15 protein-coding genes are annotated in these 14818 nt (G+C 64.4%); 10 read left to right on the top strand and 5 right to left on the bottom strand.

The features are described 5' to 3' along the window. Positions 1-166: 166 nt before the first annotated feature. From ABGN05_RS10585 to ABGN05_RS10560, 6 genes are all read left to right on the top strand, one after another. Complete coding sequence (locus ABGN05_RS10585; RefSeq protein ID WP_072601421.1) at positions 167-1096, top strand: ABC transporter permease subunit; 930 nt, start codon at positions 167-169, stop codon at positions 1094-1096. Beyond that, positions 1096-2553 carry a high-affinity branched-chain amino acid ABC transporter permease LivM gene (gene livM, locus ABGN05_RS10580; RefSeq protein ID WP_367953972.1) on the top strand — a complete coding sequence of 486 codons (1458 nt, stop codon included), beginning with the start codon at positions 1096-1098 and terminating at the stop codon, positions 2551-2553. The genes ABGN05_RS10585 and livM overlap by 1 nt, the downstream gene beginning before the upstream one ends. Further along, positions 2553-3557 (top strand): ABC transporter ATP-binding protein, encoded by a 1005-nt coding sequence (locus ABGN05_RS10575; protein WP_367953971.1) that lies wholly within the window; start codon positions 2553-2555, stop codon positions 3555-3557. Before livM ends, ABGN05_RS10575 begins: the two co-directional genes overlap by 1 nt. Further along, positions 3554-4285, top strand: coding sequence for an ABC transporter ATP-binding protein (locus ABGN05_RS10570; protein WP_367953970.1), 732 nt, complete (start codon positions 3554-3556; stop codon positions 4283-4285). Before ABGN05_RS10575 ends, ABGN05_RS10570 begins: the two co-directional genes overlap by 4 nt. 8 nt (positions 4286-4293) lie before the next feature. Then, entirely contained in the window at positions 4294-4644 is a 351-nt protein-coding gene (locus ABGN05_RS10565) for a DUF6867 family protein (RefSeq protein WP_367953969.1), read from the top strand. 173 nt (positions 4645-4817) lie between these two features. After that, complete coding sequence (locus ABGN05_RS10560) at positions 4818-5918, top strand: branched-chain amino acid ABC transporter substrate-binding protein (RefSeq protein ID WP_367953968.1); 1101 nt, start codon at positions 4818-4820, stop codon at positions 5916-5918. A gap of 63 nt (positions 5919-5981) precedes the next feature. Here ABGN05_RS10560 and ABGN05_RS10555 read toward each other — a convergent pair whose 3' ends face one another. Beyond that, positions 5982-6371 carry a helix-turn-helix domain-containing protein gene (locus ABGN05_RS10555; protein ID WP_367953967.1) on the bottom strand — a complete coding sequence of 130 codons (390 nt, stop codon included), beginning with the start codon at positions 6369-6371 and terminating at the stop codon, positions 5982-5984. Then, on the bottom strand, positions 6352-6666 hold the full coding sequence (locus ABGN05_RS10550; RefSeq protein ID WP_367953966.1) for a type II toxin-antitoxin system HigB family toxin: 315 nt from the start codon (positions 6664-6666) through the stop codon (positions 6352-6354). Before ABGN05_RS10550 ends, ABGN05_RS10555 begins: the two co-directional genes overlap by 20 nt. A 124-nt stretch (positions 6667-6790) precedes the next feature. On the opposite strand from ABGN05_RS10550, the gene pyc reads away from it, so the two are divergent. Further along, positions 6791-10249 (top strand): pyruvate carboxylase, encoded by a 3459-nt coding sequence (gene pyc, locus ABGN05_RS10545; RefSeq protein WP_367953965.1) that lies wholly within the window; start codon positions 6791-6793, stop codon positions 10247-10249. Between the two features lie 53 nt (positions 10250-10302). Here the strand turns inward: pyc and ABGN05_RS10540 are convergent, their stop codons facing one another. Next, positions 10303-11109, bottom strand: coding sequence for a lytic murein transglycosylase (locus ABGN05_RS10540; protein ID WP_367953964.1), 807 nt, complete (start codon positions 11107-11109; stop codon positions 10303-10305). Positions 11110-11273: 164 nt separating this feature from the next. On the opposite strand from ABGN05_RS10540, the gene ABGN05_RS10535 reads away from it, so the two are divergent. The 3 genes from ABGN05_RS10535 (at position 11274) to ppa (ending at position 13790) form a co-directional block, all read left to right on the top strand. After that, entirely contained in the window at positions 11274-12506 is a 1233-nt protein-coding gene (locus tag ABGN05_RS10535; RefSeq protein ID WP_367953963.1) for a flavin monoamine oxidase family protein, read from the top strand. 137 nt (positions 12507-12643) lie between these two features. Continuing rightward, positions 12644-13153: a GNAT family N-acetyltransferase gene (locus ABGN05_RS10530; RefSeq protein ID WP_367953962.1), complete on the top strand. Its 510-nt coding sequence runs from the start codon at positions 12644-12646 to the stop codon at positions 13151-13153. A gap of 103 nt (positions 13154-13256) precedes the next feature. Next, positions 13257-13790 (top strand): inorganic diphosphatase, encoded by a 534-nt coding sequence (ppa, locus tag ABGN05_RS10525; protein WP_367953961.1) that lies wholly within the window; start codon positions 13257-13259, stop codon positions 13788-13790. A gap of 12 nt (positions 13791-13802) precedes the next feature. Here the strand turns inward: ppa and ABGN05_RS10520 are convergent, their stop codons facing one another. Continuing rightward, positions 13803-14411: a hypothetical protein gene (locus tag ABGN05_RS10520; protein WP_373695927.1), complete on the bottom strand. Its 609-nt coding sequence runs from the start codon at positions 14409-14411 to the stop codon at positions 13803-13805. An 89-nt stretch (positions 14412-14500) separates the two neighbouring features. Next, entirely contained in the window at positions 14501-14818 is a 318-nt protein-coding gene (locus tag ABGN05_RS10515; protein ID WP_367953959.1) for a DUF167 family protein, read from the bottom strand.

The raw sequence follows: 14818 nt of genomic DNA, 5'->3' as shown, positions 1-14818 counted from the left end.
AGCTGGCCCAGCCGCGGGAAAGCCGCAACGAGCGGCAGTCGCGGGTCCCCCGTAGGTGGCGCAAGGGAACCATTTTTCCCGTTGCAATCCACCTTCGAAGGGATAAGGAACAAAGGGGAACAAAGAAGGGCGCGCCACCGGCGACGCTCCAGGGGAACCACCGACGATGGAATATTTCGTCCAGCAGCTTATCAACGGGCTGACGCTGGGATCGATCTACGGACTGATCGCGATCGGCTACACGATGGTCTACGGCATCATCGGCATGATCAACTTCGCCCATGGTGACATCTTCATGGTCGGGTCGTTCATCGCACTGGCGACATTCCTGATCCTGACGACGGTCTTCGGGTTCGTCTTCCTGCCGGTCGTGCTGCTCATCGTGCTGATCGTGGCGATGCTGTTCACCTCCGCCTGGGGCTGGACGGTGGAGCGCCTAGCCTACCGCCCGCTACGCGGATCCTTCCGCCTGGCGCCGCTGATCACCGCCATCGGCATGTCGATCGTGCTCCAGAACTTCGTCCAGGTGACGCAGGGCGCGCGCAACAAGCCGATCCCGCCGCAGATCCAGGGCGGCATCACCATCATGGACGGCATGACGGAAAACGGCCGCATGGTGGTCCAGCTCTCCTATATCCAGATGATCATCATCCTGACGACCTTGGTGCTGATGGTCGGCTTCACGCTGCTCATCTCGCGCACGCCGCTGGGCCGCGCGCAAAGGGCCTGCGAGCAGGACCGCAAGATGGCCGCGCTGCTCGGCGTCAACGTCGACCGCACGATCTCGCTCACCTTCGTCATGGGTGCAGCACTCGCCTCCGTCGCCGGCCTGATGTTCCTGCTGCTCTACGGCGTGATCGACTTCTACATCGGCTTCCTCGCCGGCGTGAAGGCATTCACCGCGGCTGTGCTCGGCGGCATCGGTTCCCTGCCCGGCGCCATGTTGGGCGGTCTGCTGATCGGCCTCATCGAGGTCTTCTGGTCGGGCTACTTCACGATCGAATACAAGGACGTGGCCGCCTTCTCGATCCTGGCGATCGTGCTGATCTTCCTGCCCTCCGGCCTGCTCGGCAAACCGGAAGTGGAGAAGGTCTGATGGCGGCCGACAGCACGGGTGCGCCGACCTCCGACATGCGTCCGGAAGGCGCCCAGAGAGCACTGGAGGAGCGCGGAAAGGCGCCGCTGATCGTTCCCGAAGCCGACAGGAATTCGACCGGGAACTCACTCCGCGACGCCCTCGTCGCGGCCGCGCTGACCTTCGTCCTCGGCTTCTTCTTCCTCGGCGTCAGATCCGACATCGCTGCGGGCGGGTTGGCCCTGAGTTTCCGCTGGGGGCTGCTCTTCACCGCGGTCGCAATCGTCTTCGGCGCCCGATTGCTACTCAACGTCTTCGTCTTCCGCACCGCCAACCCGCTGACCGCCCGGCTATCGCAGAGCTTCTCGAGCCGCGCGCGAGGCTTCGCCGGCGTCGGAACATGGCTCGGACGGTTCCTCTTCGCCTTCGCGATCGTGCTGCCCTTCTTCTTCACCTATTTCTTTCCCGGCCAGGACCGCCAGTACATCGATCTCGCCATCCTCATCATGACCTACATCATGCTGGGGTGGGGCCTGAACATCGTGGTCGGTCTCGCAGGCCTGCTCGATCTCGGCTATGTCGCCTTTTACGCCGTGGGCGCCTATTCCTTCGCTCTGTTGTCGACCTATTTCGAATTCATCGGCTTCTGGACAGCGCTGCCGCTGGCCGGCTGTCTCGCGGCATTCTGGGGCATCATCCTCGGCTTCCCCGTGCTCAGGCTGCGCGGAGACTATCTCGCGATCGTGACGCTCGCCTTCGGCGAGATCATCCGCGTCGTGCTCCTGAACTGGTACGACTTCACCGGCGGTCCCGACGGGATTTCGGGAATACCCAAGCCGACGCTGTTCGGTCTCGAATTCTCGCGCGGCGAGGGTGGCTTCGCCGATTTCTTCGGTCTCGAATACGACAACATCCACCGGTTTATCTTCCTCTATTACATCATCTTCATCCTCGCGATCATCACCAACCTCGTCACCCTGCGGCTGCGCAAGCTGCCGGTCGGCCGGGCATGGGAAGCGCTGCGCGAGGACGAGATCGCCTGCCGGTCGCTCGGCATCAACACGACCAACACCAAGCTGACCGCGTTTGCGCTGGGCGCCATGTTCGGCGGCATTGCCGGCTCGTTCTTCGCCACCAGGCAGGGCTTCATCTCGCCGGAAAGCTTCACCTTCCTTGAATCGGCGATCATCCTGGCGATCGTCGTGCTGGGCGGCCTCGGCTCGCAGATCGGCGTCGTCATCTCGGCGGTGGTCATGATCGGCGGCATCGAAATGCTGCGAAACCTCGGATTCCTGAGCAACATCTTCGGTCCCGGCTTCGACCCGACGCAGTACCGCATGCTGATCTTCGGTCTGGCCATGGTGCTCATCATGGTGTGGAAGCCGCGCGGCCTCGTCTCGACCCGCGAGCCAACAGCCGTGCTCAGGGAGAAGAAGCGGATCGGCGCCGACATGGTCGCACAGGGCGAAGGTCACTGATGGTTTCGACGATGGAAAAGACCGCTACGGGCGCCGCCCGCAGATGGGAGATCGATCCCGTCCTCACCGTCGAGCACCTGACGATGCGTTTCGGCGGCCTCGTGGCGGTGAGTGACCTCTCCTTCAATGTCGGGCGCGGCGACATCACCGCGCTGATCGGCCCCAACGGGGCAGGCAAGACGACGGTCTTCAACTGCGTCACGGGTTTCTACAAGCCCACCGAGGGGCGCACGGTGATGCGCCACGGGGCGGGCTTGCAGCAGGACGTCATAGACGAGGTGACCGACAGCGGGCTGCGCTGGAAGCAGAACGCCAACGGTGCCGTGTTCCTGCTCGAGCGCATGCCCGATTTCGAGATCTCAAAGCGCGCCAAGGTCGCGCGCACGTTCCAGAACATCCGGCTGTTCGGCGGCATGACGGTGTTGGAAAACCTCCTGGTGGCGCAGCACAACCCGTTGATGAAGGCCTCCGCATTCACCTTCGGCGGCATCGTGGGCATTCCCGCCTACAAGCGGGCGGAGCGGGAAGCGATCGACCGGGCGGTCTACTGGCTGGAGCAGGTCCATCTCGTCGACCGCGCCGACGATCCCGCCGCCGACCTGCCCTACGGCGCGCAGCGGCGTCTCGAGATCGCCCGTGCCATGTGCACGGAACCGCTGCTGCTGTGCCTCGACGAGCCCGCCGCCGGCCTCAATCCGCGCGAATCGCACGAACTCAACGAACTCCTGAAGTTCATCCGAGAGAAGCACGGCACGTCCGTCCTCCTCATCGAGCACGACATGGGCGTGGTGATGGAGATATCGGACCACATCGTGGTGCTGGACTACGGCGTGAAGATTTCCGACGGCGACGCCTCGCATGTGAGGAACGACCCGAAGGTGATCGCTGCCTATCTCGGCGTCGACGACGAGGAGGAGATCGACATTCCCGAAGTGCTCCATGACGTAGAGGACGCCGAGGCGCGTTCGGGCACCACCCTCCACGACGAGGGAGACAAGGCATGAGCCCGCGCGAACCGATGCTGAGCGTGCGCAAGGTCGAGACCTACTACGGCAAGATCGTCGCGCTGCGCGGCGTCGACGTCGACGTCTATCCGGGCGAGATCGTTACCCTGATCGGGGCCAACGGTGCTGGCAAGTCGACGCTGATGATGACGATCTGCGGAAGCCCGCAGGCGCGGTCGGGCCAGATCGTCTACGACGGGCAGGACATCACCTCGATGCCGACGCACGAGATCATCCGCCTCGGAATCGCCCAGTCACCGGAAGGCCGCCGCATCTTTCCGCGAATGACCGTCATGGAGAACCTCCAGATGGGCGCCTCGCTGGTGGCGGACGAGCATTTCGACGGCGACCTGAAGCGCATCTTCGAGCTCTTCCCGCGCCTCAAGGAACGGGCCGGGCAGCGCGGCGGCACGCTTTCGGGCGGCGAGCAGCAGATGCTGGCGATCGCCCGCGCGCTGATGGGCCGCCCCAAGCTGCTTCTTCTGGACGAGCCGTCCCTCGGCCTCGCTCCGCTAATCGTCAAGCAGATCTTCGAGGTCATCAAGGAACTCAACCGCACCGACGGACTAACCGTTTTCCTCGTCGAGCAGAACGCATTCCACGCGCTCAAGCTCGCCCACAGGGGCTACGTCATGGTGAACGGCTCCATCACGATGAGCGGAACCGGCGCGGAGCTTCTGAAACGCGAAGAGGTGCGCGCGGCCTATCTTGAAGGCGGAAGGCACTGAGCGGGAACATGGAAAAGGCAAACGGTATTCTGTGGGAAGTCTCGGCGTGGGAGTTCGTCTTCGTGACGATCATCCTGGCGGGCGCGGCGGCCTTCATGACGGGACGTTCAGCGGCGAATGTCTGGTTGGAGAAGCGGCAGTTGGTCGTCTATCTCGTCCTGCTCGCCGCCGCGACGCGGTTCATCCATTTCGCGCTGTTTTCCGGCAGCCTCCTGACGATCTACTACTATGTGATCGATCTCGCGGTGCTGCTCGTCATCGGGTTCGCCGGCATGCGCATGACGCGTTCTAAGCAGATGGCCACGCAATACGGCTTTGCATTCGACCGCGCAGGACCCTTCGGGTGGAAGCGGCGCTGAGCACGGCGGCGGCACGGCCGTTTACGAAGTTCGACCTGGAGCCTTTATTTCGCTGAAGAAGTGGGCTTTTATGTCGGCAAGCGGGAAGGGAACACCCGCACACATCCGGTCCGGGGAGACCAAACACCCTCACGGCCGGTTCAGGCATTCCTCAGGTGTTTAAGGGAGTTATCATGAAGAAATCACTCTTGGCAGGCGTTGCGCTGACCTTCGCAATGTCTTCCGCCGCATATGCGGACATCCTTATCGGTACCGCCGGTCCGATGACCGGACAGTATGCGTCGTTCGGCGCGCAGATGAAGGCGGGCGCCGAGCAGGCCGTCGAGGACATCAACGCAGCCGGCGGCGTCAACGGCGAGATGCTCAAGCTGTTCATCGGCGACGATGCCTGCGATCCCAAGCAGGCCGTGGCCGTCGCCAACCAGGCGGCCGGCGAAGGCGTGGTCTTCATGGCCGGCCACTTCTGCTCGGGCTCGTCGATCCCGGCTTCGGCCGTCTACGCCGAGGAAGGCATCGTCCAGATCTCGCCGGCATCGACCAATCCGAAGTTCACCGACGAGCGTCCGGGCGAAGGCATCTTCCGTGTCTGCGGCCGCGACGACCAGCAGGGCGCGGTTGCCGGCCAGTTCCTTGTCGACAACTTCGCCGACAAGAAGGTTGCCTTCGTCCACGACAAGACCGCCTACGGCAAGGGCCTTGCCGACGCCACCATGGCGGCCTACGAGGCGGCGGGCGGCAAGCCGGCTCTCTACGAAGCCTATACGGCCGGTGAGAAGGACTACACCGCTCTCGTGTCGAAGCTGAAGTCCGAAGGCGTCGGCGTTCTCTATGTCGGCGGCTATCACACGGAAGCCGGCCTGATGGCCCGCCAGATGCGCGAGCAGGGCATGGACACCGTGCTGGTGTCGGGCGACGCGCTCGTCACCGACGAGTACTGGGCGATCACCGGCGATGCCGGCGAAGGCACGCTCATGACCTTCTCGCCCGACCCGCGCAAGAACGAGATCGCGGCTCCGCTGGTCGAGAAGTTCCGCGCCAAGGGCATCGAGCCGGAAGGCTACGTGCTTTATACCTACGCCGCCATCCAGGCCTGGGTTTCGGCCGCTACGAAGGCGGGCTCGACCGACTTCGAACCGGTGGTGGCCGCTCTCAACGACGGCGCCTTCGACACCGTGCTCGGCTCGCTCGAATTCGACGACAAGGGCGACGTGACCCTGCCCGGCTATGTGTTCTACGAGTGGAAGGACGGCAACTACGACTATCTGGTGCAGTAGGCTTCAGACCTGATCCTTCATTGGATATCGGGCCCGGCGCAGCGATGCGCCGGGCCTTCGCATTCAGGCTGCCTTGCCCGAAGAGGCGCCTGTGCCGATGAGAAGATCGGCAGGCATCTTCCACTCCCGCACCAGCATGTTCATCATGTCGACCGTGAGTTCCCTCTTTCCGAGCAGGATTTCGGACGCGCGCGACCGGTAGCCCAGCAGGTTCGCGAGATCCGATTGTGACTTTCCCGTCAGCGCCATGAATTCCTTTAGCGCTTCGACTGGCGTCATCGTGCCCGATTCCATCGGCCAGTGCTGGCGTTCGTAGGCTTCGATCAGCGTCGCCAGAACATCGAACCGGTCCGCTTCGGGCGTGCCTTCCTCCGGCTCGTGATCGAAGTACCGCCCGATCTCGGAGAGAGCCCAGGCGTGATCGGCTTCGTTTCTAATGGGACGAATGTTCATTGACTGTCTCCGGGTCGATTTTGTCATACTCCGCGTGTGTTCCCACGAACTTCACCAGAACCCGGCGATATCGGTAGGACACGTGCACGATGAGCCGGAACTTGTTGCCACCGACATCGAAGATTGCCCGGTTGTCCGCAACGAAATCGACATTGGCACCAAATCGAGATTTGACGTCCTTCGGTCCAATCCATGAGGCACTTTCCACGACGGAGAGCCACACGCGCAACGGCTTTTCTGCCGCCGGATGCCGTTGCCAGAAGGCCCGCAAGGTGGAGCGCGACAGAACCTGCATGAGGCCAATCTAAGCATGTAACCAATTTGGTTGCAAGAAGTGGTTCGAGCGATCGGTTTGCACTGCAGCAAATTCTCGCTAAGGATAAGCGACTTCCTTCTTCAGCGCCGCCGGAGACCGCCTCGTGATCAAGAAGATCCTCGTCGCCAACCGTTCCGAAATCGCGATCCGCATCTTCCGAGCCGCCAATGAACTCGACATCCGCACCGTCGCCATCTGGGCGGAAGAGGACAAGTACTCGCTGCACCGCTTCAAGGCGGATGAATCCTACCCGATCGGCCGCGGACCGCACCTTCCGAAGGACATGGGTCCGATCGAAAGCTACCTGTCGATCGACGAGGTGATCCGGGTTGCGAAACTGTCGGGCGCGGACGCCATCCATCCCGGATACGGCCTTCTTTCGGAGAGCCCCGAATTCGCCGACGCCTGCGCGGCGAACGGCATCGTCTTCATCGGTCCGAAGCCGGAAACGATGCGCCGCCTGGGCAACAAGGTCGCCGCGCGCAACCTTGCCATCGAGATCGGCGTGCCGGTCGTCCCGGCAACCGGACCGCTGCCGGACGATCCCGAGGCGATCAAGGCGCTGGCCGCCGACGTCGGATATCCCGTCATGCTCAAGGCTTCCTGGGGCGGCGGCGGTCGCGGCATGCGCTCGATCCGCTCCGAGGCCGACCTCCTGCGCGAGGTGACCGAGGGCAAGCGCGAAGCCAAGGCCGCCTTCGGGAAGGACGAGGTCTACCTGGAAAAGCTCATCGAGCGCGCGCGCCACGTCGAGGTGCAGGTGCTGGGCGACACGCATGGAAACGCCGTGCATCTGTTCGAGCGCGATTGCTCCATCCAGCGGCGCAACCAGAAAGTCGTCGAGCGCGCGCCGGCCCCCTACCTCTCGCAGGAACTGCGCAACGAACTGTGCGGCTATGCCCTGAAACTTGCCAAGGACACCGCCTACATCGGCGCCGGTACGGTGGAGTTCCTCCAGGACGCCGATACCGGCAAGTTCTACTTCATCGAGGTCAACCCGCGCATCCAGGTCGAGCACACGGTCACAGAGGAAGTGACGGGCATCGACATCGTCAAGGCGCAGATCCACATCCTCGACGGCTTCGCCATCGGCACGCCGGAATCTGGGGTTCCCGCGCAAGCCGACATCAAGCTCAACGGTCACGCGCTCCAGTGCCGTATCACCACGGAAGACCCCGAGCAGAACTTCATCCCCGACTACGGCCGCATCACCGCCTACCGCGGCGCTACCGGCTTCGGCATCCGTCTCGACGGCGGCACGGCCTATTCCGGCGCCGTCATCACCCGCTTCTACGATCCGTTGCTTGAGAAGGTCACGGCCTGGGCGCCCACCGCGGACGAGGCACGCAAACGCATGGACCGCGCCCTGCGCGAATTCCGCATCCGCGGCGTGGCGACCAACCTCACCTTCCTGGAAGCGATCATCAGCCACCCGGATTTCCGCGACAATGCGTATACGACCCGCTTCATCGATACCACGCCGGAGCTCTTCACGCAGGTGAAGCGGCGCGACCGCGCGACCAAGCTCGTCAACTACCTCGCAGACGTCACCGTCAATGGCCATCCCGAAGCACGCGGACGGCCGCGCCCCAACCCGGATGCCGCGGCCCCCGTCGTGCCGTTCGTCGGCGGCGAGGTTCCCGACGGGAGCAAGCAGCTGCTCGACCGCCTCGGCCCGCAGAAGTTCGCGGCGTGGATGCGCCAGCAACAGCGCGTGCTCATCACCGATACGACAATGCGCGACGGCCACCAGTCGCTGCTGGCCACGCGCATGCGGACATACGACATCGGCCGGATCGCCGGCGCCTATGCGCGCGCGCTGCCGCAGCTCCTGTCGCTCGAATGCTGGGGCGGCGCCACGTTCGACGTCGCCATGCGCTTTCTCACCGAGGATCCCTGGGAGCGGCTGGACGAGGTGCGCAAGGGCGCGCCGAACCTGCTCCTCCAGATGCTGCTACGCGGCGCCAACGGCGTCGGCTACACCAACTATCCCGACAACGTCGTCCGGCATTTCGTCAAGCAGGCGGCGGCGGGGGGCATCGACCTCTTCCGCGTCTTCGACTGCCTGAACTGGGTCGAGAACATGCGCGTCGCCATGGACGCGGTGGTCGGGGAAGGCAAGCTCTGCGAGGCGACCATCTGCTATACGGGCGACATATTGGACCCGGCCCGATCCAAGTACGACCTCAAATACTATGCCGCGCTGGCCAAGGAGCTGGAGGCGGCGGGCGCCCACATCATTGCGGTCAAGGACATGGCCGGGTTGCTGAAGCCCGGCGCCGCGCGCGTGCTCTTCAAAGCGTTGCGCGAGGAGACCGCGCTGCCGATCCATTTCCATACGCACGACACGTCCGGCATTTCCGCCGCCACCGTGCTCGCGGCGATCGAAAGCGGTGTGGACGCCGTTGACACCGCGATGGACGCATTGTCGGGCAATACCTCGCAGCCCTGTCTCGGCTCGATCGTCGAGGCGCTCAAGGGAAGCGACCGCGATCCGGGGCTCGACCCGGCCTGGATCCGCAGGATTTCCTTCTACTGGGAGGCGGTGCGCAACCAGTACGCCGCCTTCGAGAGCGATCTCAAGGGACCGGCCTCGGAGGTCTATTTGCACGAGATGCCGGGCGGCCAGTTCACCAATCTGAAGGAGCAGGCCCGCTCGCTTGGCCTGGAGACGCGGTGGCACGAGGTGGCGCAGGCCTATCACGACGTGAACCTGATGTTCGGCGACATTGTCAAGGTGACGCCGTCATCCAAGGTGGTCGGCGACATGGCGCTGATGATGGTGAGCCAGGACCTGACGGTGGCCGACGTGGAGAATCCGGGCAGAGACATCGCCTTCCCGGATTCTGTCGTCTCCATGCTGCGCGGCGATCTGGGACAGTCGCCGGGCGGTTGGCCGGAGGCTTTGCAGAGGAAGGCGCTGAAGGGCGAGAAGCCGATCACGGTGCGTCCCGGATCGCTGCTGAAGCCGGCCGACCTTCCCGCCGTACGCGCCGATGTGGAAGAGAAGGTCGGCCGCGAGATCAGCGAGTTCGAATTCGCCTCATCGCTCATGTATCCGAAGGTGTTCGCCGATTTCGCCGCCGCACAGGAGGCCTACGGCCCCGTCAGCGTACTGCCCACGCCGACCTACTTCTACGGAATGTCACCCGAGGAGGAGATCTTCGTCGACATCGAGCGCGGCAAGACGCTGGTGATCCGCTGCCTTGCCGTCGGCGAACCGGACGAGAAGGGGATGGTCACGGTCTTCTTCGAACTCAACGGCCAGCCGCGCCGCGTGAAGGTGCCGGACCGGGCCCATGGCGCCTCGAACGGCAAGGCGCGGCGCAAGGCTGAGCCCGGCAACGACCTGCATGTGGGGGCGCCGATGCCGGGGGTGGTGTCGACGCTCGCGGTCGCGGCGGGCCAGGAGGTTAAGGCCGGCGACGTGCTCTTGTCGATCGAAGCGATGAAGATGGAGACGGCGCTGCACGCCGAACGCGACGGAAAGATCGCCGAAGTTCTGGTGCATGCCGGAGACCAGATCGACGCCAAGGACCTGCTGGTCGCCTACGCCGAATGAATCGGGCCGCCCGAGGCGGACCCGATTGTTCGGTGATCGCGAGCGACGGCCGGTCAGCCGTCGATCTGCTTCGCCATGATGGCGATCGCCTGTTGGTACACGGTCGCGGCGTTCCAGCCCTGGATGGCGCGGTAGTTTGGCTGCCCCGGCTGGTAGCCGGCGCCCGGCCGCCAGCCGTGGGCACGCAGGAAATTCGCGGTCGAGGCCAGTGCGTCGGCGGTCGAGCCGACCAGGTCGATGCGCCCGTTGCCGTCGCCGTCGACCCCGTAGCGCAGGATGCTGCCCGGCAGGAACTGCGTCTGGCCGAGTTCGCCGTGCTTGGCGCCGACCGAATTCGCCGACACCACGCCGCGATCCACGAGTTCCAGGGCCGCGAGCAGATGGCCGGTGAAGAAATCGGACCGTCGGCAATCATAGGCGAGCGTGGCGGTCGCCGAGATCAGGTTGGTATCGCCCATGAAGCCGCCAAAGGCCGTCTCCATGCCCCAGATGGCGATCAGCGGGCCAGCCGGAACGCCATGGCGCGCCTCGAGGTTGGCGAAAAGCTTCGCGTTCTGCGCCTTCAGCTTCTTGCCCTTGGCAACGATGGTCGTGGCGCCGCGAACCTGCATGAACTTCTCGAGCGAGTACTTGAAGCTCTTCTGGCCGCGATCGGCATTGATCGTGCCCTGCGAATAGCGGGCGCCCTGTAAAGCCGCCAGTCCGCGCTGCCCGACCCCGGCCCTGGCGGCCTCCGCTGCCATCTGCTGTTTCCAGTTGTCGAAGCCCGCAGACGTATTGCCGCAAGTGGCTGCGTTCGCAGCCCCCGTCGCCAGTCCCAGCGCCAGGAGCGCTGCCGCGAAAATTCCGCCTTTCGGCATCTATGCCATCTCCATCTCTCGCAAGATGCACGTAGCCAGGTCGCGCCCAGCGCGGTGCATCCGATGATAATATCGGTGCGGAATCTCGTTAGCCCATTCCCGCACGTGCGCCATTGGCACACAATCACGTCCAATCTTTGTCATATCGAAACGGGAATGGCGAGATGGGCGATGTCGACGTGGTTATCGTGGGAGCGGGCTCGGCGGGCCTTTCGGCCGCGAAGGTATTGAGGGCCGCGGGAAGGAGTTTCACCGTCGTCGAGGCCATGGACAGGATCGGCGGCCGGGCCTGGACGACGAGCAACGATTTCGGCGTTCCGTTCGACATCGGCTGCGCCTGGCTTCACGCAGCCGACCGCAACCCCTACTACGCCGATGCCCAGGCGGCGAACTGGACGCTCTATCATCACGACATGAACCTCGACCACCTCTACTACGGCAAGCGCAAGGCGAGCGAAGAGGAAGAGGCCGAGGTACGGAAAGCGGATGGCATCCTCGCGGACCTCCTGGAAAGCCACTCCTCCGACGACGACCGGCTGTCCTCGCTCCTGGCGAAGGGGCACGCGGTGCGGGCGGCGGCCACCTTCTCCGGGCCGATGGATTTCGGCAAGGACGACGACGAGATATCGATCGCGGACTTCCGCGCGGCGGCCGATCTCGACCCGAACTACTTCACCAGGGAGGGGTTCGGCGCGCTGGTGGCGCATTTCGGCGCGGACGTGCCGGTGACGCTTTCGGCGCCGGCCCACAAGATCCGCTGGGACCTGCCCGGAGTGGCGGTCGAAACCGGCAAGGGTACCATCCGCGCGAAGGCGGTTATCGTGACGGCCTCGCCCGCCGTTCTGGCCTACGAGGAGATCGAATTCGACCCGATATTGCCCGACCTCTACGAGGAGGCGTTCTTCGACCTGCCGATGGGCATGCTCACCAAGATCCCGATCGAGATCAAGGGCACGAGGCTCGGCCTGTCCGCCTTCGACGATCTCCTGATCGAGCGACACGCGCGCCACGACATATTCTTCCTGTGCTTTCCCTTCGACCTCGACCTGATGGTGGGTTTCGTTGGCGGCGATTTCGCCTGGGAAATGTCAGTGGCGGGACAGGCGGCGGGCGTCGATTTCGTTGTCGACCGGCTTTGCGGCATCTTCGGCAGCGACGTGAAGAAGCATGTCGGACGATCCATGATGACAAATTGGGGCGCCGAGAAGTACGTCCGCGGCGCCTACGCGGCGGCGCGGCCCGGCAAAGCCAGGGCTCGCGAGACGCTGTCGCGGCCCGTCGCAGACCGCATCTGGTTCGCAGGCGAACACCTTGCGGGACCGCTGATCCAGACCTGCGGCGGAGCGCGGCTGTCGGGCGAGGCGGTCGCGCGCGAGGTCCTGAAAACGCTGGGCTGAGTTCCTTTCGCCGCCGGGCAAGACCGTCCTGACGAATTCCGAGGGTTCCGCGCGCAGTGGAAATCACCTCTTCGGTGGCCGTTTTGACCACGTCCGTCTTGCACAGGCGCCGCACCCGGCGCTATGGTTAACGAATTATGAAGACCAAGCTGACCATCGACATCCGCCGTGCCGAGGAAAAGGACGCCTCGGCGATCGCGGACGTGCATATGGAAGCCTGGCTCGGCGCCTATTCGGGCATCATCCCGCACCGTGCCCTGACCAAGATGGTGAACCGGCGCGGCAGCGCATGGTGGCGCAACGCGATCCGGCGCGCCTCGGCCATCCTGGTCGTCGAGATCGGCGACGTCGTCGCCGGCTATGCCACGATGGGTCGCAACCGGGCACGCGAACTACCGCAGCAGGGCGAGATCTACGAACTTTACCTGCGACCGGAATATCAGGGCGTCGGTCTCGGGACGCGCCTGTTCGACGCGGCGCGCGAGAAGTTGGCCCGTCACGGGCTGAAGGGCCTCGTGGTATGGGCGCTGGAGGAAAACGACGGCGCGCTTTCCTTCTACCAGGGCACCGGCGGGCGCGACGTCGCCGAAGGCATCGAGGTTTTCGACCAGAAGGCTCTCAAGAAGGTCGCCTTCGTCTGGGAATGAGCCCGGCCGCCGCGGGCCGGCGATCGAAATCGTTGCGGTCCGCCAGCTTGCGCTGCACTGCACAAAAGGCTATGCGCCTGCGCATTCCCCTGGAGTCCGCACCATGCGCATAGAAGCCATCTCGATCGGCAACAATCCGCCCGAAGACGTCAACGTCATCATCGAAGTGCCGGTCGGCGGACAGCCGATCAAGTATGAGATGGACAAGAAGGCGGGCACGCTGGTCGTCGACCGTTTCCTCTACACGCCGATGACCTATCCGGGCAACTACGGCTTCGTGCCCCACACGCTGTCGGGCGACGGCGATCCGATCGACGTGCTGGTCTGCAACACGCGCGAGCTCATTCCCGGCTGCGTCATCAACGTGCGGCCGATCGGCGTGCTGATCATGGAAGACAATGCGGGCCAGGACGAAAAGGTGATCGCGGTCCCCTCCGCGCACCTGACGCGCCGCTACGAGAAGGTGTTCAACTACACCGACCTGCCGGAGATCACGCTGCAGCAGGTCGAGCATTTCTTCGAGCACTACAAGGATCTGGAGCCCGGCAAGTGGGTGAAGATCGGCGGCTGGCACGATGCGCAGACGGCGAAGAACATGATCGTCGAGGCGATCGAGCGCGCGAAGACCGCGGCCTGAGGGGCGCGGCGCTCAGTTCGCAGTCCGGTTGAAGGAGGGGACAGGCACGGTCCCCTGCTCGATCGTCGGCTGGTCGGCATCGCAGACGAAATCGCGCACCACGTTGTCGGCGATATGGCGTGCCTTCTCGTTGGCGTTGTCGTTTCCGGTCGCGACCACGTAGCCGACGGCGCAGCCCTCCCGCTCTGCGGGTTGACCGACTTTGGCGACAACCAGGACTTCGATCTGCTCGTCGCCACCCTCCGGGTCGCTGACGAACCAGCGATGGATGGTGGCGAACGGGATCTGGTGCTCGCCCGCGGTCTCGATGCGCCATTCCACCGTCGGCCCTGTGGAATTGAAAGCGTCGAAGCTTTCCCAGGCGGGGGCGAGGTCGCCGCCCGGCGCGAAGCCGTAGAAGAGGGATTCCCGCGCGTCGCCGTAGTAGAGGAAAACGGGATAGCCCCGGTATCCGTCGCACACCATGTTCGCCCAGTCGCCGCCGTCGTCCGCAGAGGCGGCCGCGAAGGTGGTGCAGGTCGTATCCGCGTCGATCTTGGTGTAGGCGCTGACGATGCCATCCGCCGCCGCCGGCATGGCGCCGAGAAACAGGCCGGCGAGCGCACCTGCACATCCTGCCATTCGTGCGACCATTGGACGTTCCTCCCTTCCTGCGTTTGCCGAAGACTATTCGGGAACGGAGATGTTGAGAAGCGGGACCGCCCCTCTCCTCAGGGCGTGCCGGCCAACGCTTCCAGCTTGCGGACGATTTCGTGGACGTCGCCGATGACCCGCAGCGTTTTCAGGCGCGCGCTGGCGCCGCTGGAGACCGTGACCTGCCCCTTGGGGATTCCCAGCGCATGCGCCAGCAGCTTCTCGAGCGCCTTGTTCGCGGCACCCTTCTCGGGTGCAGCGCGCACCCGCGCCTTCAGATGCGCGCGCCCGTCAGCCGTCTCCTCGACACCTTCGATCGCATCGGCCCCACCGCGCGGCGTCAGGCGCACGAAGACGTCGACGCTTTCTGATGCGGAGCGGAAGAAATCAGGCAA

Origin of the sequence: Aquibium pacificum (assembly GCF_040839445.1) — a bacterium.
Classification (GTDB): Bacteria; Pseudomonadota; Alphaproteobacteria; order Rhizobiales; family Rhizobiaceae; genus Aquibium; species Aquibium pacificus.
The sequence above is the reverse complement of the archived record's forward strand: the minus strand, read 5'-3'. Positions and strand labels throughout refer to the sequence as shown.

Coding starts and splice junctions, on each gene's coding strand:
- ABGN05_RS10585 (WP_072601421.1), top strand. CDS start 167: ATGGAATATTTCGTCCAGCAGCTTATCAACGGGCTGACGCTGGGATCG.
- livM (WP_367953972.1), top strand. CDS start 1,096: ATGGCGGCCGACAGCACGGGTGCGCCGACCTCCGACATGCGTCCGGAA.
- ABGN05_RS10575 (WP_367953971.1), top strand. CDS start 2,553: ATGGTTTCGACGATGGAAAAGACCGCTACGGGCGCCGCCCGCAGATGG.
- ABGN05_RS10570 (WP_367953970.1), top strand. CDS start 3,554: ATGAGCCCGCGCGAACCGATGCTGAGCGTGCGCAAGGTCGAGACCTAC.
- ABGN05_RS10565 (WP_367953969.1), top strand. CDS start 4,294: ATGGAAAAGGCAAACGGTATTCTGTGGGAAGTCTCGGCGTGGGAGTTC.
- ABGN05_RS10560 (WP_367953968.1), top strand. CDS start 4,818: ATGAAGAAATCACTCTTGGCAGGCGTTGCGCTGACCTTCGCAATGTCT.
- ABGN05_RS10555 (WP_367953967.1), bottom strand. CDS start 6,371: ATGAACATTCGTCCCATTAGAAACGAAGCCGATCACGCCTGGGCTCTC.
- ABGN05_RS10550 (WP_367953966.1), bottom strand. CDS start 6,666: ATGCAGGTTCTGTCGCGCTCCACCTTGCGGGCCTTCTGGCAACGGCAT.
- ABGN05_RS10540 (WP_367953964.1), bottom strand. CDS start 11,109: ATGCCGAAAGGCGGAATTTTCGCGGCAGCGCTCCTGGCGCTGGGACTG.
- ABGN05_RS10535 (WP_367953963.1), top strand. CDS start 11,274: ATGGGCGATGTCGACGTGGTTATCGTGGGAGCGGGCTCGGCGGGCCTT.
- ABGN05_RS10530 (WP_367953962.1), top strand. CDS start 12,644: ATGAAGACCAAGCTGACCATCGACATCCGCCGTGCCGAGGAAAAGGAC.
- ppa (WP_367953961.1), top strand. CDS start 13,257: ATGCGCATAGAAGCCATCTCGATCGGCAACAATCCGCCCGAAGACGTC.
- ABGN05_RS10520 (WP_373695927.1), bottom strand. CDS start 14,411: ATGGCAGGATGTGCAGGTGCGCTCGCCGGCCTGTTTCTCGGCGCCATG.